The organism is Paenibacillus sp. WLX1005 (genome assembly GCF_046603685.1).
Taxonomy (GTDB): Bacteria; Bacillota; Bacilli; order Paenibacillales; family Paenibacillaceae; genus Saccharibacillus.
Genome location: NZ_CP176756.1, coordinates 5,079,174 through 5,097,418, shown reverse-complemented (window position 1 = coordinate 5,097,418; position 18,245 = coordinate 5,079,174). Strand labels below are relative to the sequence as shown.

At 47.2% G+C, this 18,245-nt stretch carries 15 protein-coding genes; 9 read left to right on the top strand and 6 right to left on the bottom strand.

Going from position 1 to position 18,245, the window contains the following annotated elements:
• Positions 1-34: 34 nt before the first annotated feature.
• Positions 35-469 (bottom strand): GNAT family N-acetyltransferase, encoded by a 435-nt coding sequence (locus ACE3MZ_RS21815; protein WP_411344185.1) that lies wholly within the window; start codon positions 467-469, stop codon positions 35-37.
• A 322-nt stretch (positions 470-791) separates the two neighbouring features.
• Here ACE3MZ_RS21815 and ACE3MZ_RS21810 point away from each other — a divergent pair, with 322 nt between their 5' ends.
• On the top strand, positions 792-1,595 hold the full coding sequence (locus ACE3MZ_RS21810; protein WP_411344184.1) for a hypothetical protein: 804 nt from the start codon (positions 792-794) through the stop codon (positions 1,593-1,595).
• A gap of 266 nt (positions 1,596-1,861) precedes the next feature.
• Here the strand turns inward: ACE3MZ_RS21810 and ACE3MZ_RS21805 are convergent, their stop codons facing one another.
• On the bottom strand, positions 1,862-3,313 hold the full coding sequence (locus ACE3MZ_RS21805; protein ID WP_411344183.1) for a PLP-dependent aminotransferase family protein: 1,452 nt from the start codon (positions 3,311-3,313) through the stop codon (positions 1,862-1,864).
• Positions 3,314-3,561: 248 nt separating this feature from the next.
• On the opposite strand from ACE3MZ_RS21805, the gene ACE3MZ_RS21800 reads away from it, so the two are divergent.
• A complete protein-coding gene (locus ACE3MZ_RS21800; protein WP_411344182.1) occupies positions 3,562-4,563 on the top strand; it encodes a DMT family transporter in 1,002 nt (333 codons plus the stop codon).
• A 551-nt stretch (positions 4,564-5,114) separates the two neighbouring features.
• Positions 5,115-5,240: a hypothetical protein gene (locus ACE3MZ_RS21795; RefSeq protein WP_411344181.1), complete on the top strand. Its 126-nt coding sequence runs from the start codon at positions 5,115-5,117 to the stop codon at positions 5,238-5,240.
• A 70-nt stretch (positions 5,241-5,310) separates the two neighbouring features.
• Here the strand turns inward: ACE3MZ_RS21795 and ACE3MZ_RS21790 are convergent, their stop codons facing one another.
• Both ACE3MZ_RS21790 and ACE3MZ_RS21785 read right to left on the bottom strand, forming a co-directional pair.
• Entirely contained in the window at positions 5,311-5,904 is a 594-nt protein-coding gene (locus ACE3MZ_RS21790; protein WP_411344180.1) for a hypothetical protein, read from the bottom strand.
• Positions 5,905-6,064: 160 nt separating this feature from the next.
• Complete coding sequence (locus tag ACE3MZ_RS21785; RefSeq protein WP_411344179.1) at positions 6,065-7,882, bottom strand: APC family permease; 1,818 nt, start codon at positions 7,880-7,882, stop codon at positions 6,065-6,067.
• A gap of 394 nt (positions 7,883-8,276) precedes the next feature.
• On the opposite strand from ACE3MZ_RS21785, the gene ACE3MZ_RS21780 reads away from it, so the two are divergent.
• The 3 genes from ACE3MZ_RS21780 to ACE3MZ_RS21770 all read left to right on the top strand — a co-directional run bounded on the left by ACE3MZ_RS21780 (position 8,277) and on the right by ACE3MZ_RS21770 (position 11,702).
• On the top strand, positions 8,277-8,522 hold the full coding sequence (locus tag ACE3MZ_RS21780; protein WP_411344178.1) for a hypothetical protein: 246 nt from the start codon (positions 8,277-8,279) through the stop codon (positions 8,520-8,522).
• 285 nt (positions 8,523-8,807) lie between these two features.
• Complete coding sequence (locus tag ACE3MZ_RS21775; protein ID WP_411344177.1) at positions 8,808-9,680, top strand: hypothetical protein; 873 nt, start codon at positions 8,808-8,810, stop codon at positions 9,678-9,680.
• Positions 9,681-10,286: 606 nt separating this feature from the next.
• Positions 10,287-11,702: an MATE family efflux transporter gene (locus tag ACE3MZ_RS21770; RefSeq protein WP_411344176.1), complete on the top strand. Its 1,416-nt coding sequence runs from the start codon at positions 10,287-10,289 to the stop codon at positions 11,700-11,702.
• Between the two features lie 279 nt (positions 11,703-11,981).
• On the opposite strand, the gene ACE3MZ_RS21765 is transcribed toward ACE3MZ_RS21770, so the two are convergent.
• Entirely contained in the window at positions 11,982-13,043 is a 1,062-nt protein-coding gene (locus ACE3MZ_RS21765; RefSeq protein WP_411344175.1) for a hypothetical protein, read from the bottom strand.
• Positions 13,044-13,313: 270 nt separating this feature from the next.
• On the opposite strand from ACE3MZ_RS21765, the gene ACE3MZ_RS21760 reads away from it, so the two are divergent.
• The 3 genes from ACE3MZ_RS21760 to ACE3MZ_RS21750 all read left to right on the top strand — a co-directional run bounded on the left by ACE3MZ_RS21760 (position 13,314) and on the right by ACE3MZ_RS21750 (position 16,091).
• A complete protein-coding gene (locus ACE3MZ_RS21760; protein ID WP_411344174.1) occupies positions 13,314-13,784 on the top strand; it encodes an ArsR/SmtB family transcription factor in 471 nt (156 codons plus the stop codon).
• A 111-nt stretch (positions 13,785-13,895) separates the two neighbouring features.
• Entirely contained in the window at positions 13,896-15,212 is a 1,317-nt protein-coding gene (locus ACE3MZ_RS21755) for an MFS transporter (RefSeq protein ID WP_411344173.1), read from the top strand.
• Positions 15,213-15,533: 321 nt separating this feature from the next.
• A complete protein-coding gene (locus ACE3MZ_RS21750) occupies positions 15,534-16,091 on the top strand; it encodes a GNAT family N-acetyltransferase (protein ID WP_411344172.1) in 558 nt (185 codons plus the stop codon).
• A gap of 1,073 nt (positions 16,092-17,164) precedes the next feature.
• Here ACE3MZ_RS21750 and ACE3MZ_RS21745 read toward each other — a convergent pair.
• Positions 17,165-18,214 carry a MerR family transcriptional regulator gene (locus ACE3MZ_RS21745; protein ID WP_411344171.1) on the bottom strand — a complete coding sequence of 350 codons (1,050 nt, stop codon included), beginning with the start codon at positions 18,212-18,214 and terminating at the stop codon, positions 17,165-17,167.
• Positions 18,215-18,245 lie beyond the last annotated feature (31 nt).

Sequence of the window (18,245 nt, the reverse complement as noted above, 5' to 3'; positions counted from 1 at the left end):
AGGATGATTGCGTAGTTGCAGAGCTGCTATGCATTTATAGATCCTTTGAAAATACACCGAACGTCCCGCGCTTCTCCCAGCCGCTAGCACGCCAGAATTGCTGCCCGCTGCTATTGCTATCCATTACGAACAGATGCGCTTTGTCGATGCCTTGCGCAGCAAGTGCTGTTGTACTGGCATCCAGCATTCGGCGAGCAATGCCCTGCCCGCGGTAAGTCGGATTTACCGCCATATGATACAGATAGGCGCGTCTGCCATCATGCCCGGCAAGCAGGGTGCCAACCAGTTCAGATTTTGTCCCATCTGAATCGGTATGGACAGCTATGTAACAGCAACCAGAATTACGTTCCAGATAGCGCTGAATACTGTCATGAGAATCGGCTCCACTCAGCGCCATACCTTCGGTGTGATTCCAGAGCTGAATCATCGCTTCGTAATCGGTAATGTTCATTTCACGAATGGTGATCATTAGGTCGTCTCCTTTCTATACACTACTGGCATATGTATGTTGCCCAAGCTACATTGTGTCTATCCGCATCGTATAACAGACGAAAAGGATGGAGGGAGCACTCAAAATCGGGATCATTTGTTCGATATTGTTATATTGAAATCCAAATTTGAATTGTTGTTCGGAAAATTTCAATTTTTTCTGGTAATTATGGTTAATAAGCCTTAGCATAGAAGTAGAAACCGAATAATCCAGTCAGACAGGCTGCTCCGCACTGTCTGATTTTCCGAAGCGGAGCCTCAACTTTTAATATTATCAGTGTAATCCTTCAGGAGGCAATCCTTTGAATATAAAAAAGAATATGAAAAAATGGCTGTTTTTGGCTTTGATTTTGAGTGCAGTATGTATTGAAACGGTATCGGCAGCACGCTTGCAATCGTGTCAAAACCAAGCCAGTACGGCGAACCAAGCGGTTGTAACCAATGTGGTGTCTGTTAGTGAATCTGCAAGTAACCGTGATGAGCTGGTCGGTGACGAAGAGAGCGGCAATCGTGAAATCGTCGCCTCAAACAGCGATCTCGGTGTACAGATTGACGGTGTCGCTGACGAGCAGGGATCGTACGGACAATTGACCCTGCGTACACCAGTCTTTCAATGCAGCCTGTCTGGCACACAGGTGCAGAATCCAACGTATGCTCCACAGATCACGACTGCTGATCTGGACGGAGATGGACAGAAGGAATTTATCATTCATCTGACTTCCGGCTATGGCACCGGAGTCGAGTTGAACAGCGTGCAAGTATTCCGCCAGAATGGTGACAGCATTCCGGTTCAATCGTTGAATGAAGCGATTGGCAATCAATTTCATTCGGCAGTGCAAGGCAGCAATCTGACACTTACGTTAAACGGCAAAACTAGCTCCATCCCGCTCAGCCAGTTGGCAGAACAACCGGATACGCAGCAGAATACACCACCCGTGACAGGTGGTGCGGTACAGCAATATGAAGTGAACGGCAATACTCTGTCTGCGATTTACTCGCTACAGGTTGGCATGATGACTTATATTGGCGAATTACACGCCAATTACCAATATGAGAACGGAACGCTCCAACTGGCACCAGCCAGCCTTGAATTGGAACAACAATAAGATCTCGAACTCACAACAAGAAACGGCAGAGAGGAAGTAATTATGAACGCAATATTACCCGGGCAATAACGATATGCACCGGGTAAAGAATCGGGAACTATACGTGTTTTCAAGATGAAAATTATTGTATCTTTAATGAGAATTAGAACGTATGTTGTGGAATGTTAAAACTAAAAAAGTACAGCGCAGAGACCTGCTTTTTCGAAAAAATGAACAGTCATCTGCTTTTTTGCTGTACCGTTTTATAGACAAAGGTGCTGTATCTTTTAAGTTAACTCACGGGCGATTTCCACCAATTCGCGTATGCCATCACGGATATGCTGCTCGCTGGCAAAGGAGAAACTAAGCCGAATATGCTGCTGTGAGCGCTCGTCATTATGTTCGAATAATGCACCCGGTACAAAGGTGATCTGGCGCTCCAGACAGCGGCTAAGCAGACGTGGTACAGATAGATGATCTGGCAATTTGACCCACAGGCTCAGTCCGCCTTGCGGCTCATTATATTCCCAACCCGTCTGCTGCAATTCCTTCTGCATAATCTCTTTGCGAATATGGAGAGCAACCCGCAGCGTATCGAGATGACGATGCAATCGGTCGGACATAAAATAATGCAAAAACACTTTCTGATTCAGCAGCGGTGTGCCACCGTCAACGAGCGATTTGGCAGAAAGCAATGCCTTAAACCAAGGCTGCCGTGCCGCGATACAGGCGATGCGCAGACCGGGCGAGATGTATTTGCTAAAGCTGCGAATATGGATCGTATAGCCTTCTGTATCGTAAGCAAACATCGGTGGCGGTGGCTGCTGGTCAAAATAAATATCGCTACATGTATCGTCTTCGATCAGCAGGCATTGATGCTGCGCTGCCAGATCGACAACCTGCTTGCGCTGTTCGGCAGGAATGCACAAGCCAGTCGGGTTATGAAAGGTCGGATTCACATAAAAGAGGCGCGGCTTGTAGCGCTGCATCATCTGTTCAATCTGCTCCATCTGGTAGCCGTTATGGTCAATATCAATCGTCAGCAGTCGTGCGCCCTTTTGCCGAAACACATCCAGTGCTGTTGCATATGTCGGTGACTCAATGAGCACATAGTCCCCAGGACGAATCCATGCTTCAGCGATCAGATGAATTGCCTGCTGTGCGCCGCTCGTAATGAGTAGCTCGGAGGGATCGATATGAAAGCGCGAATTGCGGCTAAAATAACGTGCCAGCAATTGTCGCAGCTCCAGATCGCCCTGCACATGAGCATACATGCCGAGCAGCTTCGGATATAGATCGAACACCTTTTTCGTATATTCAGCAAAATAATGATTCGGCAACAGATTGGGATCGATCAATGCTTGCGAAAACTGGTATCGTGCTGGAAGTCGATGCAATTCGCCCATATTGCCTTCAAATAGCGCCGGTTCCAGTTCATTTTCATTGGTCATATTCTGCACGGCAGGTGGGGCGACATAATAACCGGATTTGTTGCGTGCATAGATCGTGCCCTGATCTTTTAACTGCTGGTAGGCTTTGAACACAGTCAATCGGTGCATTCCGCTGTCCTGTGATAATTGGCGTACAGATGGTAGTCGTTCATGCGCCTGCCAGTCGCCGCGTCCGATTCGTGCTTCAATATACGCACTAATCTGACGAAACGAGTGACGCGTATCGGATGAAAGGGATAGGTTGCCAGCATTATTGCCTGATTGGGAATATGTTTGCGAAGATTTCATGCTTTTCGACTTCCTTTCCGGTGGATCTTGTGACAATTACAAATAGTTATGCGAGTGAACTACTCCTTGCCAAAGGTTACGGTATCAAGCCAAAGTTTACGATACAAAATAGTTAGAATTACCCTAGGTTACGGTTCCATCCATCATAATACGTATTACGATTGCGCAGAACAAAATCTGTTCTGTCTTCTTCCATCTGTTCTATTGTGTCTCCTTTACAATAACAGAACAAAGAGGAGGAATGACAGATGATTATGCTCGGTTATGCGATTATGTGCTTGATCTTCAGCACAACGTTTCTGGCGATCAAGGTGGGAGTGGACGCAGGCTTGCCACCGTTTTGGAGCGCAGGGGTACGCTTTTTCTTGGCGGGATTGATTCTGATGATCATTATGCGGCTGCGCGGCAAAGCCAGCTTTTCGGTGTTTTGGCGTAAGGAGACGCTGCTGATTGGTGGCAGTATGACCTTTGTGACGTTCGCGGCGCTGTACTGGGCAGAACAGTATGTTACGTCCGGTGTAGGTGCGCTATTGTCGGCAACAGGTCCGGCGATGGTGCTGTTGATTCGTGCGGTTGTATTGAAAGTGAAAGTACCAGCGCTAGCTTTTGTCGGCGCAGTGATCGGATTAGCAGGTGTCGGTCTGCTGATGTTGCCCGGATTGTCTGGCAGTGTACATATGCTGTGGATGATCGCCTGTGCGGTTGTCATTGTTGGTGAGATTGGGTACGCCAGCGGCGCCGTGTATTCCAAAAAGGCGAGTTCAGATATGAAGCACATCTCACCTATTTCACAAAATGCTGCCCAGCTCATGCATGGTGGCTGGATGCTGCTGGTGTTATCACTGATTACCGAGCACAACGATATTCATCTGCAAGCGATGTTGTCGCCATCTGCCATCGGTTCGCTGATCTATCTGATCATTGTCGGTTCAATGGGTGGTCATACTTTGTTTTATTGGCTCGTGTCCCGCACCAATCCCGTATTCCCATCAACATGGTTGTACATCTCGCCCGTGCTGGCGTTGATCTTCGGCTGGCTGTTCTATGGAGAACCACTGAGCTGGCTCGTTGCAGCAGGAGCGGTAGTCGTATTGTTCGGAGTGATTCTGACTAACTACGAATCATTGCAATCTCTATTCCGGCAAAAGCAATTGAAGCAGGAGCCACTACAATCGCAAGCGCCAGATCAACAAGCAGCAATGCAGACACGACATCAGAAGTTGAGTGTAGGCGGTCGAACAGCGGATTGATTGTCAGTAGATAGAATGCATACAGTAGATAGAGTTTAAGTGAAGTCAATAGATTGAGCACAGTAGATATAGTAAACAGAATATACAGAGTACCCAGATGAAATAGAGCAGATGCAATATGTGGAGTAAGTAGAGGGAATAGTTAGGACAGGCAATTCGATTGATAGCATCGTAGTTCCGTCGTGCGATTGAAGTGTTCTGGAAATGGTATTCAGTATGCTGGATGTAGAACTTCGCAGAAATGTGTAGAAATGTGTAGGATGGTTTTTTATATAGAGAGTATATTTGAAGGGATGCTTTGCAACCATACTAGGTTGTGGAGTGTCCTTTTTATATTGTATTGCTTGTATAGAAGCAGAAACGGTCGATTAGAGAAAGTAGTATTTCAGAGAACTACTATCTCAAAAAATACTATTTTAAAGAACGACTATCGATCACTACAGTGTAGGGTGTGTTTTACAGCTACATGATCTTTACAATGACAGTAACGTTTTACAATCATGCAGTGGACGATACAGAAATGAATAGACTTGGCAAACAGGAGGTAGCGTATGGCGATATTTACGGTTAACGATGAGCAGCAGGTGATGTTGCAAAATGATGAGGATCATAGCAGGATTGTTTGTATGTCTACACCGTCGTGGATGGCAATGTGCGCAAAAAGAAAAAGTGAATAGATCAAAGAAAGAGCAAACCATCTCGCGGTCTGCTCCTTCTTTGATCATATCGATTAGATCTTCATACTTCTTACTGATTAACTGCGTAAATGCCGGGACGGTCATTGATCGGGCTAATCCACAATGTGCCGTTACCGATGCTTACACCTCGTGCATTCACCAGCACATCATTTACATTTTGCTTCGCGAGTGTCTGACGGACGCTTGTCGTCATGATGGATGTATATTCATTCAGAAATTGCTTTTCGTTCAAAATGCTACGGCGAGCTCCGTTACTTGTATTCACAGTCAGTGGAAACGATACACGCTTGGCGACGGCATCGCGATTACCGTTCGCTACCGCGCGTTGCAGGTTGATGTAATAACCAGTGAACTGTTTGGCTGTGCTGAAGCCAGCAACATTGACCAAGCGCTGGCTTAACGTCTGGCTGCTAGACGAACTCGAACTGTTGCTTGACCCGGAACTGGATGTGCTGGAACCGGATGAAACGGATGGTGTAGTCGGTGTCGTTGGCGCTTTGGGTGCGGTTGGTGTAGCTACGGTCGCTTCGCCCACCGCCGGGACTGTAAGATCGGATGAAGCCGAAGCATATGCCGGAACCGACATGATGATACCAAGTGCAGCTACAGCAGAGAGTGCGGTCGTTCGTTTCTTATTCATCATTACCCCTCCAGTTGGAATATTGTCCGTATGACGTTCGTAATATCTGTACCCATTTTAGCATTAATATGCTCAATCATCCTACAAAATTTGTAAAAAGACGCCATATGAAAAAGCCGCACTCCGTTGGAATCATCGGAATGCGGCTTGAATCGTTTGGTAGCTAGTTTTTCAGATGGAATGGTACGGTCGCAACGACAACGTCTTTGTAGTTGATCAGATACGCACGCATCAGCAGACTGGTCTGGTTATGCAGAATACTTTCCCACCAGTGCTTGGTGACGAATTGCGGAATAAGGATCGTAATATGATCCTTTTCACCTTGTTTCCATTCTACCGTGTCGATGAATCGGCGCAATGGACCGAGAATACTGCGATAGCGGGAACGAAGCACGATCAGACGCACGCCTGGATTCCATTGCTCCCATTTGCGTTCCATCTTCTCAATCGCTTCTTCGTCAAAGCCGACATACACCGCGACCACATTCGGGGACAGCGTCTGCGCATAGCTGATCGTATTTTTTACGACCTGCGTAATGCCTGCGACTGGAATGATGATCGTATTGCCTTTTGCTTGTGGTTTATCGTTATCCAGATCGATCCGCAGCTGTTCTGCTGTATTTCGATAATGGACATAGATTTTATAGAACAGATAGACGACGATTGGCAAGAAGATGAAGATAATCCATACTTGCGCGAACTTGGTGAAGATGAAGATCAGCGTAATCGACAACGTGGTCAGCATACCAATCGTATTGATGATCAGCTTCAGTACCCAGTGTGCCGGTTTGTGCTTGATCCAGCGAATCATCATCCCGAGCTGGGACAATGTAAACGGAATGAATACGCCGACCGCATACAGTGGAATCAGACTGTCTGTTTCCCCACGGAAGACGACAACGAGTACTGCCGAAGCCAAACTCAGGAAAATAATACCGTTCGAGAAGCCGAGACGGTCGCCGCGCACCATGAACATATGCGGCATGTATTTATCCTTGGCAAGCATGAATGCCAGCAGCGGGAATGCTGAGTAAGCTGTATTCGCTGCGAGGAACAGGATGAGGGCAGTAACCCCCTGAATAATAAAGTAGATGACACCGCTGCCGAACGTCATACGCGCAATTTGCGAGATGACCGTTTCAGTGGCACGCGGGCTAATGCCGTACCAGTAGGCAAGCAAGCTGATCCCGATAAACATACTACCGAGAATGACGCCCATCATAACGAGGGTAGCAGCAGCATTGCGTTCCGCAGGCTGGCGGAAGTTCGGAATCGCATTGGAGACCGCTTCAACCCCTGTCAGTGCCGAACAACCAGAACTGAATGCCTTCAATAAAAGGAATAGACTGACATTGGATACGGTTGTCGTCAATTCCGGTGTGGCAGCTACGATGCCTCCGGTCATATATTTGAAGATACCGCTAATAATCAGGAAGAAGATCGAGATAACGAACAGGTAGATCGGAATCGCCAGCACGGATGCCGATTCGGTCACCCCACGCAGGTTCATCAGGGTTAAGAATACGATCATGATCAACGCGATTAACACCCGATGATCATGCAGCGCAGGAAATGCGGACGTGATTGCATCCGTACCTGCGGACGAACTTACCGCTACGGTCAGTACATAGTCGACGAGCAGTGAACCGCCCGCGATCAGACTGGGCACTTGTCCGAGATTATCCTTGGCGACGATATACGCACCACCGCCGGTTGGATAGGCGAAGATGGTCTGGCGATAGGAGATGACGAGAATAACGAGCAATCCCAAGACTGCGATGGAGATGGGAACTGAATACCAGAGTGCGGTTACACCCGCTACCATCAATACGAGCAAAATCTGTTCGGTTCCGTATGCGACCGAAGATAGCGCATCGGAAGACAGGATTGCGAGTGCTTTCAGCTTGCCCAGTTTTTCAGCTTCAAGTTCTGCAGATTTCATAGGTCTTCCGATTAAGATACGCTTTAACTTGCCTAACATCGTTGTGTACCCCTTCATTGTGTAAATTTAAATACGATTTTGGATGCCATTAACAACATACTGATAATACAAGTGTGCGTCAATATGAACGTATAAAAAAGCGGCAAAAATATTGCAGAAATGCCACGGTAAAGCACCGTATTTTATAGGATGCGAATGACGATGGCATACGTTAACTTTTATATACACCCATTTGGCAAAATCAACGCAGTTCACGAGCGTATATCATTATACTCCTCGCACGCAAAAAGTCATGCTAAATTTTGCGCAATTTTGTTAAAATAAAAACAGGTGCTTGCGACGCAGTGAACAGCGATTCAGAAGCAGACTCGTATCTGGATATGCACCGCTTTTTGGCAACGAATAAAGTAGGATCAAGCAGAGGAGAACAACGATGAGAAAAATCATGATCCGCATCTTGTTAGGTGTATTGCTGATCGTTCTGGCAGGCATTGTGGCTTGCTTTTATTTTGGATATTTCATGTATGCTTATGGGCTGATCTTTTTGATTCTGGCAATTGCGTTTGGGCTTGGTCAGCTGGCAAGCATTAATAATGGGGTGTGGATGCACCGAAATGGATATGATCGGCATATTCATGATCAGGCAGAGCGGTATCGGCACAATAGAGAAGACGATTGAATAGCGGAAGATGATTCTACCCTTATCTAATAAAACGTAAATCAAGCAGGTTTGGATGCCTGTTAGATGAACCCGCTCAAATAAAAGTCGGCAGCACGGTGATTCCGTGACTGAACCGACTTTTATTCTTTTTCATTATGCCAATATAATCCATTGATAACATATAATTCTTTGGGTGCACATAGCCGATATTAATATCACTATGAATCCATTTGAATTGCCGACAGAGACGCACTCTATCCCTACCGTTGACGGCGAATCATGAAGCCAACAGGAGGACAACTTATGAAAAAAGCAAAATGGCTGGTTCCTATGACGCTGGCAGGTATATTGCTGTCTGGCTCGGTCGGCGTATATGCCGGTGCGAAATTGGAGAGCATTCAGGCGTTTAAAAATCACGGCATTCAGGTATTCGTCAAAGGCAAAGCGTATACACCAGTCGATACCAACGGAAAAACATTAGCGCCCATCACGTTTGAAGGCACCACCTATCTGCCGATCCGTTCCATTGGCGAATCGTTGAACACATCCGTATTATATGATGCTGTAAATAATAAAGTTCTGATCGGCTCTGCAACTGCCGATTCGGATACGTATACCGAACAGAAAGCCGTCTCATCCAAGACGACCACCTCACCGTCCGCATCGAGCAATTCATCCACGACACCTAGTACAGCGTCCGCCGGAACGAGCAGTTCCAGCCCATCGACTAGCACCAACAATGATGACACTCTATCTGTTGGCGTCAGTGCGCCAGTCAATGTGCCACCCGGTCCAATTGACAGTCTGAATGACAACCCCGCTCCGGTTACCTACAATATTGGCATGACGACAGGCACGATCCAAAGCCCCTACCTGTCCACCGATTTCCCTTTCCCATCCGATGCGACCAAAATCAAACTTGTTCAACAGGCAGTAGGCGGCAAAAAGCAATTGCTGCTCGTATATAGCACACAGGCAGACCTGCAAACAGTCGGCAACGCGTATGTGAGTTACTTTACCAGTTACAATATGAATTTTGGCGCGGTACAGATCGACACGTCCGGCATTAGCATCGTCGGCACGGTTAGCGACGAATTTGGCGTATCGATTCAGGGCAACCCGATGTCGCTGCGTCCTGGATACAACAGCGTCTCTGTAACACTTGCCGAGCAATAACAATGACGAAGAGATACCGTCGTTGAATGAGTTGTAATGCCATTATGTAAACCATGAATCATTTTCAAACATGAAAAATTCGAACGCATTTCGACAACTGGAATAATTATAAAATCCATCTTATAGAAGAAACGATGGATAGTGACGATCATTTTGTTTCATAGAAGAAGAGAAACGACCTGTTCCCACACCATTTTCACGAAATTATGTTAACAAATACGTGCATATCAGGCTGTATCCAATACAAAAGGCATCGTATTCCCTGTGCTAGCAGGAGAATATACGATGCCTTTTTTGCTATCTGAATCACTTATGAAAATGCTGAAAATCATCGATATCATGCGTATTTTTTCACATAAACCATCTATATACCCTTACACAAAAAGCATGAATCAAAAAGTCTGTAAATTTTTCAGAAAATTTCAATTTTAGTAGTGCAATGTGAAAATGGATGTGCTAAGATACATTGAGTTTTACGAGATGCCCGTCGGAAAAGCCTATCAACCTTCACGCAAAACGGTAATTTTGACATGAAGGTTTTTTGCAGCGTAGACTGCCATACGAAATATCCAAATTACAAGAAACAAGCAAAAGGAAGGTGACATCATGAGCGCTATGAACCCTACACAAAACGCAGCTCCCATCGCAGACAAACAATTCAATCTGTTCAAACTGACATGGCCGATTTTCCTCGAAGTATTCTTATTTATGTTAATGGGGATTGTCGACACATTAATGCTGAGCGACGTGTCCGATAATGCCGTTGCAGCGGTCGGTACATCCAATCAGGTTATTTCAATCGCAATACTGGTATTGGAGGTTATCGGTAACGGGGCGGCAATCGTTGTAGCCCAGTATATCGGATCACGCAAGTTGTTGGAGGCAAGCCGTATTACGGCGGTTGCTATCACATTGAATCTGTCGGTCGGTTTGCTGCTCAGTGGCACCTTCCTGCTGTTTGGTAGCCATATTATGCAAGCTATGCATTTACAGGGTGATATTCTAACCCTTGCTGAAAGTTATATCGCTATTGTCGGTGGTGCGATCTTCTTGCAGGCGCTGATCAATACACTGGCGGCGGTTATCCGTACGTACGGTTTTACCAAAGAAACGATGTTCGTCTCGGTCTTTATGAACGTGTTGCACATCGGTCTCAACTATCTGCTGATCTTTGGTCACTGGGGTTTGCCGCAAATGGGCGTGCAGGGTGCAGCGATCTCCACGATTGTGAGCCGTCTCGTCTGCGTACTGATCTTCTTCTGGCTCATGTACCGTGTGATGGAAGTACGCATCATGATTGGCGATTACTTCAAAATGTCCAAAGAATATGTAATGAAAATTCTAAAAATCGGCGTTCCGTCCGCTGTTGAGCAAATTATGTATCAACTGTGCCAACTCGTGTTCGTCTTCTATGTTACGTATCTCGGCAGTGAAGCGATGGCTTCGCGCCAATATGCGAATAACATCTCGACCTTTATCTATCTGTTCAGTATCGCAATCGGTATGGGTACAGCGATCATCGTCGGTCGTCTGGTCGGCGCACGCCGTAAGGAAGAAGCGTATCACCGGGTATGGAAAAGTGTAAAATGGGCGATGGCTGCGACGCTGGTGATGGATGTGGTCATCATCCTGCTGCGCGAGCCGCTGATCGGCATGTTTACAAGCAATCCAGAGATTATCCGTATGGCGTCGCAGGTCATCCTGCTCAGCTTCTTGTTGGAGACAGGTCGTACATGCAACATCGTCATTATTAACTCGCTCCGTGCATCGGGTGATGCCAAGTTCCCTGTATATATCGGACTGATCTCTATGGTGTGCATGAGTCTGCCGCTCGGGTATCTGTTCGTTTTCAAAATGAACCTTGGTCTGGCAGGCATCTGGTTGGCAATTGCCGCAGATGAGTGGACACGCGCGGTCATTATGTACTTCCGCTGGAAGAGCAGAGCATGGGAGAAACACGCACTCGTGCAGCACGACGAGCCAGAAGTGCTCGACAATGCACCTGTTCCGGCTCCGGTGTAATGTATCCGTTGGATCGGATCTCTAGTTTCATCTCATGAATCCATCGTTATTGTTGCGATCAAAGCTATTGTTAAGATATCGCAGCTTGAGACGATGGTGAATATAGCTGTAAAGCATCAAAACCCGTTCGCATACATGCGGACGGGTTTTTGATATGGTTACTGTATAGTAGCAAATGCGATTGTACGAGTCGTAACTACGATTGCGCGCGGTTGTATTCTATTTTCAATGCAAGCGAGAGGAGAGAGGGTAAGCAACAACGCATAGCGACCATAGGCATTAAGAAGATGCCAGTCGCACAATTCGGCGGTACTGCATATAACTCATGCGTTCTGCCCAGTCCAATTCATCCTGATACGGATTGCGATAATACGTCGCCACAGGCAAATAACCGAGCATAACACCTACACCGCCGCAAATGGCACTACCGCCATCCCCACCTTTGTCAATATCCTGTCCGTCTGCCGTTAGCGTCAACTCATACCGATACGGATCACCAGCAAAATGAAGCCCAAAAGCATTAGGTAGTTCCAGATCATACGGAGGCGAAGCGGAAGTAGAGTCAGACGGTACAGCTTGCTGACGTTCGTCTGCATGATGGGCAGTGTGCTTGTTCGCCAGATCGCCAAAATGTTTGACCTTCATCGTATAGTCAAAGTTATCGCCCCACGGGAACAGTGTGCGACATCCACCGCCGTATAGATACTCCCATTCATCTTCTGTCGGTAATGTAAATGGTGCCGCGAGATGCTGCTCTGTCCATTCCTGCACATCCTCTGTATCGCTGAATAGATAGAGGTTCACTTGTTCACCGTCGCGTTCCAGCAAGCAGGTCTGATCTACTTCCAGACTATGATGAGAGGAAGCACGAAAGGATTGCAGTCGCTCCAGCAGATCGACGTCTTCATGCGGATCAAGTTGCTCTGGGTCGTACGGATGCCAGCCGACGGAATCCGTGTGCCGCTCTACTAACAGTGGCGGGATATGAACTTGCCGTACCGGGGACATTTGCTGCAATACCATCGCTCCAGCTTCGTCGATCTCCATTTCCATTCCACCCAAGCCGTCTTCCAGATCTTCCTGCGTCTCTGCATCCCATTCGAGAGGCCACTGCTCCCAACCGAGCGTCACCGTATCACCCGGCACATAGACAAATTCCGTGTCTTCGTCTTCATATGTAAAAATCCCTGTTTCTATTGTCTGTCCATATCGGCTGAATGACTCCAATCGTTGGAGTACAAACCCAGACGGAAGCTGCTGTTCCAATTGCTTCAACCATTGTGCACGCTGGCGAGTAGTCTGTGCATTCCATGCTGTACGATGATACAATGAACGATCCATCTCCTGTACGCTCCTTTCACAATAAACAATAATAGAGACGAAGCTCTACCATACCTTTAGTATAACGAAAATGCGGATGCAACGATAACCAAATACATATGCAATGACAACCGCAATAACTACCGTGAACACGATAACAGCAGTCCCGAATTTAATTTGGAAAAAAGTTCAAAAACATGTTGACAATACCACTTCCGCCATCATACAATACAATCAAACAACACGGTCAAACAAAACTGACGGTTTCAAAAAAGTGGGAGTGAGTTGCAAATGAAGGATGTTCTGATTATTGATGAATTAAACCAACTACGCGCAGTCAGCGATCCATTCCGGGTTCAACTGCTGTATCATCTGGGCAGAGAGCCAATGACCGGTCAGCAACTGGCCGAGAAGATGGATCTGTCCCGCTCCAAAATTCATTACCATCTACAGGAGCTGGAAAAGAACGGCATCATCGAAGTCATTCGTCGGGAAGAGAAAAACGGGATTTTGCAAAAGTTCTACAGTCCCGTCGCCAAGGCAATCATTCCAAGCGAAGATTTGCTTAGCTTCAGCGGAGTACCGCAATTAACCAAAAAGGATTATCAGTTTGAAGGCAATGCCGAATCGCTGCAACGTTTCTTGGATGGCGTGGATCGTCTGTACGAGGAATGGAATGGTAAGGGCGGAGATGGCGAGCAGTCTAGCTACGAAGTGAAGATTCAGTGGGCAGAGCTGAGTACCGTCAAATCTGCCGACTAAGCTTCATCTTAATACAAACCTATTACTTGAAAGAGTGTAGGTTTTTATTTCACCAAAACGGTCAAAAAAATATGACCGAACAATTTAATAAACATGAAAGGAGAAAGTCACATGAGTTCAATATTCCGAAACTGGAACTTTAACCTGTTGTTAAGTGGACGTTTTCTAGCAAATATGGGCGATAGCTTCTACGCCATCGCTGCCATGTGGATGGTGTATCAACTGGGAGGATCGACGCTGTATACGGGCTTGGCGTTATTTCTCACTTCACTACCAGCGCTGGCACAGATCGTACTCGGTCCATTGATCGACCGCTTTCCCGCCAAACGGCTCATGATCTTCACGCAGCTCACACAAGCACTACTGCTGTTGATCATCCCGGCATTATACGCCTACCAGCTGCTTACCATCGCTGTCGTGCTAACCCTGATGCCGATCATCTCACTACTCAATCAGTTCATTTATCCGACGCAGCTGAGTCTGCTACCCAAAGTATTACCAAAAGAACAGCTCACACGCGGTAATTCATTATTCGCCATCGCCTATCAAGGGAGTGACGCGGCTTTTAATTCACTGGCAGGTATCGTTATCGCCATGATCGGAGCCGTATCGGTCTTCTATCTGAACAGTATGACCTTCGTACTGACTGCGCTGCTATTCACGCTGCTGCGATTGCCGCAAGCCGAGCAGAAGCAGAAGGCTCAGCAAGCAGAGAACCATGAAGATGCTCTCGCGGCACCTGAAAATGAACAGACTGTTGCAGAGCGACCAACGCTGAAAACTGTATTTCGTCAGTATATGAGCGATCTGCGTGAAGGGCTGGATGTATTGAAAAAGCCCGTCTTCACCCGTATGCTGCTCGGCATCATCTTCGTCAATCTCGCTGGGGTTTCGATCTATGCGGTATTGCCCGCATTTGGCGAAAGCTGGGGCGGACCGCAATACTACGGATTCTTCATGGCTGCTGCGGGCGTGGGTATCGTGACTGGTTCATACGCCGCTTCAATGCTCAAGCTGTACCGTTTCAAAATGGGCTTGCTGTACTGCCTACTCATCTTCATCTGCGGTCTATGCTGGATGTTCACCGGTCTTGTCCCTTCGGCATGGATGGCGATTGCACTGTTCGCTATCGGCTGGATTCCGGCAGGTATGATCAACGTATTGTCTCAGGTCATGATTCAATCGATTGTACCGCCGCAGCTCATTGGACGAGTGATGGCAGCTGTTATCGGATTGTCCGCCGCGATCGCACCGCTTGGCGCTATTCTTGGTGGAGCACTTGGCGCATGGGCAGGCAACTCGGTACTCATCATCTCTTGCGGCGTGATCGTCGTGCTGAACTCGGCGTACTGGCTGCTTAACAAGCATACTCGTGCTATGCCGCCAGCGAAGGATATGACCCCTGCTGTACTGGGATTGGCAGAATAACCGTTGGTATCATTCGTTTCGCAAATAATCGTTCACTGGTAAGCAAATCGTTAGCCGTTCGGTTATAAACTGTTCCATTGCAAACCGCTCATTTGTGAATAACGATTCCAAGTACAACCAATATATGTACAGCAACGATCCGCTTTAGCGTGACGATCTATAGTTATTGCGCAGTGTCACCGGCCCACTCAACTGGAATCTGCATCCTGAACATGCCGTCGTGCCTGCTGTCATACAACGTTAGGCAGCTTCAAGTTAGGCAGTGCAAGCAGGCTACACCGCATGGATGATACACCCAATTACAATGATGGAGGGATTCTCATGTTGATGAATGCAGAGCAAGGGATTGTGCTGGTTGGTGTCGAGGACAATGACAAAGGATTTTTGCTGGAGCTATACAATAGCCCGACTGTCGTCATGAACGCTCTGGAGCCGTCGGATTATCCGATCTCTGCTGGCAGTATTGATAAGACGGTAGCGGTGTTTGAATCCGGTGATAACAAGATGTTTATCGTCAAAGTAAATGGGGAGCGTGCCGGTATGGCGATGCTGTACGAAACATCGTACATCCATCAACGCTGCAAATACGGTCTGGTGCTGACACCGGAATTCGTCGGCAAAAAAGTCGGTACTTACGTAACCGAGCTGATCCTGCAATACTGCTTCAACTATCTGAATTTGCGCAAAGTGTCCGGCGAAGTTCATCTGCATAATCAAGGGGCGATGCGCCTGATTCATGCCTTTGGTTTTGAACAGGAGGGTGTGCTGCGGGATCATGTATACCGGGAAGGCGAGCACCGGGATATGTACATGTATAGCATTTTGAAGTCAGCGGTGGTATACCCGTCTCAGCTCAAGCCGTATGCGATAGCACGCTGACCAACGATATGGGCAAAGTGGCAATAGAGATTCCATTAAGGAGGTGAGCGGCATGACAAACGAGCGCAATGTGATCATCATCGTGACGAAGTAATTGGGCTGCTGGTAGTTGGTGAAAAGTAGTGAATTTCATCATGGAGCGAAGGAGGGTATACACATGACAAACGAGCGTAACGTGATCATTATCGTAACGAAGTAATTCGGTGTTGGCGGGCGAAAAAAGTGGTGAGTTCCATTTTGAAGCAAAGGAGGGTATACACATGACAAACGAGCGTAACGTGATCATTATCGTAACGAAGTAATCGGTGTTAGTCGGCGAAAAAAGTGGTGGATTTCATTTTGGAGCGAAGGAGGGTGTACACATGACAAACGAGCGTAACGTGATCATTATCGTAACGAAGTAATCGGTGTTGTTAGGCGAAAAAAGTGGTGAGTTCCATTTTGAAGTGAAGGAGGCTACACATGACAAACGAGCGCAACGTAATCATCATCGTAACGAAGTAATCGGTGTTGTTAGGTGGAAAAAGTGGTGAATTCCATTTTGAAGTGAAGGAGGGGTACACATGACAAACGAACGTAACGTGATCATTATCGTAACGAAGTAAGCTGGATGCCGCAAAGTTACAGTCGTCGCAGGATCAACTTTAAAACGAAGGAGGGGACGACCATGACTCCAGTTCAAAACGTGATCATCATCATCCGATAATCTGCTGTCCAACTCTACTCATACTCTGAAATCAAGAAAGGAGACAATACAATGACATCTGCACAAACACGCGAAGTAATCATCATCATCAAATAAGCAACCTGACGTGTACAACAATGTACTGTTTCCCCCATTTTATTACCAAAGGAGGCACGTCAATGTCCAACAATATGGATCGTGGTGTCATCATTATTATCAAGTCGTAAATTCCGGTTTTACTGAATAGTTCCTCTATCTTCTCCGCAATTTGCTTTCCTCGACATAGCTAATCTTTACTTTAAACATAACCATAGACCGCTTTTTCGGATTTCTTCCCTGACATCACGATCAATCCGAAAAAGCGGTCTTTTTCTGTTCTTTTATATCCTCAAGCACGCGAATGAATCGGTACAGCGAGTAAGGTAAAGACAGCGGGATAGGGGGAAGTGCGCTGCACCATATAGTCATGTTGCTCTAACCAGTTGTACAGCACATCGGACAGCTTGAAATGCTGTTCATTTGCGATGCGATACTCCGCCTTGGCATCCATTCCATCGGTTTGCGCTTGATCCAATGTCACTTCCTGTTCCGATTCACGGTCAGTGATACAGATTCGTCCATGCTTTTGCAGTACGCGATGCAGTTCTTCTAGCGCCAGTGGCAGCTGCGATTCGGTCAGATGGCGAAAGGTAAAGCTGGATACGGCAAAGTCGAAGCTATCATCCGCGTACGGAATTGACAGCAGATTGCCGATTCGCACGTCCATTTGCGGGAATTTGCTGCGGCACTGCTTTAGCATTTCGCGTGATTGATCGATGCCGGACATATGTGCGCCGTATGCCAACAGTGTTCCAGCGAGATTACCAGTTCCGGTGCCGAGATCCAATCCGTGTTCACCAGCGGTAGCGCGCACGGTTGACGCTGTATGCGAGAGCGCAACATCGTAGCCAGGATATTGCTGACTGTCGGTTTGTACGTAAACGTCGTGCTCAACTGCACGTTGGTCAAAGTTCCAGTGATCTCGCCAATTTTGCCGCAATTCACGAAGTTGCCTTGCCTGCTGTGCCATTTCAAAAAACTCCTGTACGGGCACATCCTGCTCGGCACGCAGCAAATCCAGCATCTGCGAAGTCGTCTCCGCCATTCGCCGCATCTCTAGCCACTGTCCCGTTAACAGCGCCTGCTGCAATTCCAATACATACCGAAGCCGTTCGTGATCTGGCATTTGCTCCACATCCAGCACTTCCCGTATTTCCTTCACCGCCATCCCAGCTTCACGCAGCGCGATGATCGTTTGCAGACGCCACACGTCCTGCTCGTCGAAGACACGGTAAGCATTCTGCTCCCGCTTCACACCCGGCAGCAAACCATGTTGCTCGTAAAAGCGGATCGTCCGCGTGGAGATTCCGAGTTTACTTGCGAGTTCGTTGATTTTCATAACCGTCTCCTTCCAAAAGAAGTACATGCGG

Coding starts and splice junctions, on each gene's coding strand:
- ACE3MZ_RS21815 (WP_411344185.1), bottom strand. CDS start 469: ATGATCACCATTCGTGAAATGAACATTACCGATTACGAAGCGATGATT.
- ACE3MZ_RS21805 (WP_411344183.1), bottom strand. CDS start 3,313: ATGAAATCTTCGCAAACATATTCCCAATCAGGCAATAATGCTGGCAAC.
- ACE3MZ_RS21800 (WP_411344182.1), top strand. CDS start 3,562: ATGATTATGCTCGGTTATGCGATTATGTGCTTGATCTTCAGCACAACG.
- ACE3MZ_RS21795 (WP_411344181.1), top strand. CDS start 5,115: ATGGCGATATTTACGGTTAACGATGAGCAGCAGGTGATGTTGCAAAAT.
- ACE3MZ_RS21790 (WP_411344180.1), bottom strand. CDS start 5,904: ATGATGAATAAGAAACGAACGACCGCACTCTCTGCTGTAGCTGCACTT.
- ACE3MZ_RS21785 (WP_411344179.1), bottom strand. CDS start 7,882: ATGTTAGGCAAGTTAAAGCGTATCTTAATCGGAAGACCTATGAAATCT.
- ACE3MZ_RS21780 (WP_411344178.1), top strand. CDS start 8,277: ATGAGAAAAATCATGATCCGCATCTTGTTAGGTGTATTGCTGATCGTT.
- ACE3MZ_RS21775 (WP_411344177.1), top strand. CDS start 8,808: ATGAAAAAAGCAAAATGGCTGGTTCCTATGACGCTGGCAGGTATATTG.
- ACE3MZ_RS21770 (WP_411344176.1), top strand. CDS start 10,287: ATGAGCGCTATGAACCCTACACAAAACGCAGCTCCCATCGCAGACAAA.
- ACE3MZ_RS21765 (WP_411344175.1), bottom strand. CDS start 13,043: ATGGATCGTTCATTGTATCATCGTACAGCATGGAATGCACAGACTACT.
- ACE3MZ_RS21760 (WP_411344174.1), top strand. CDS start 13,314: ATGAAGGATGTTCTGATTATTGATGAATTAAACCAACTACGCGCAGTC.
- ACE3MZ_RS21755 (WP_411344173.1), top strand. CDS start 13,896: ATGAGTTCAATATTCCGAAACTGGAACTTTAACCTGTTGTTAAGTGGA.
- ACE3MZ_RS21750 (WP_411344172.1), top strand. CDS start 15,534: ATGTTGATGAATGCAGAGCAAGGGATTGTGCTGGTTGGTGTCGAGGAC.
- ACE3MZ_RS21745 (WP_411344171.1), bottom strand. CDS start 18,214: ATGAAAATCAACGAACTCGCAAGTAAACTCGGAATCTCCACGCGGACG.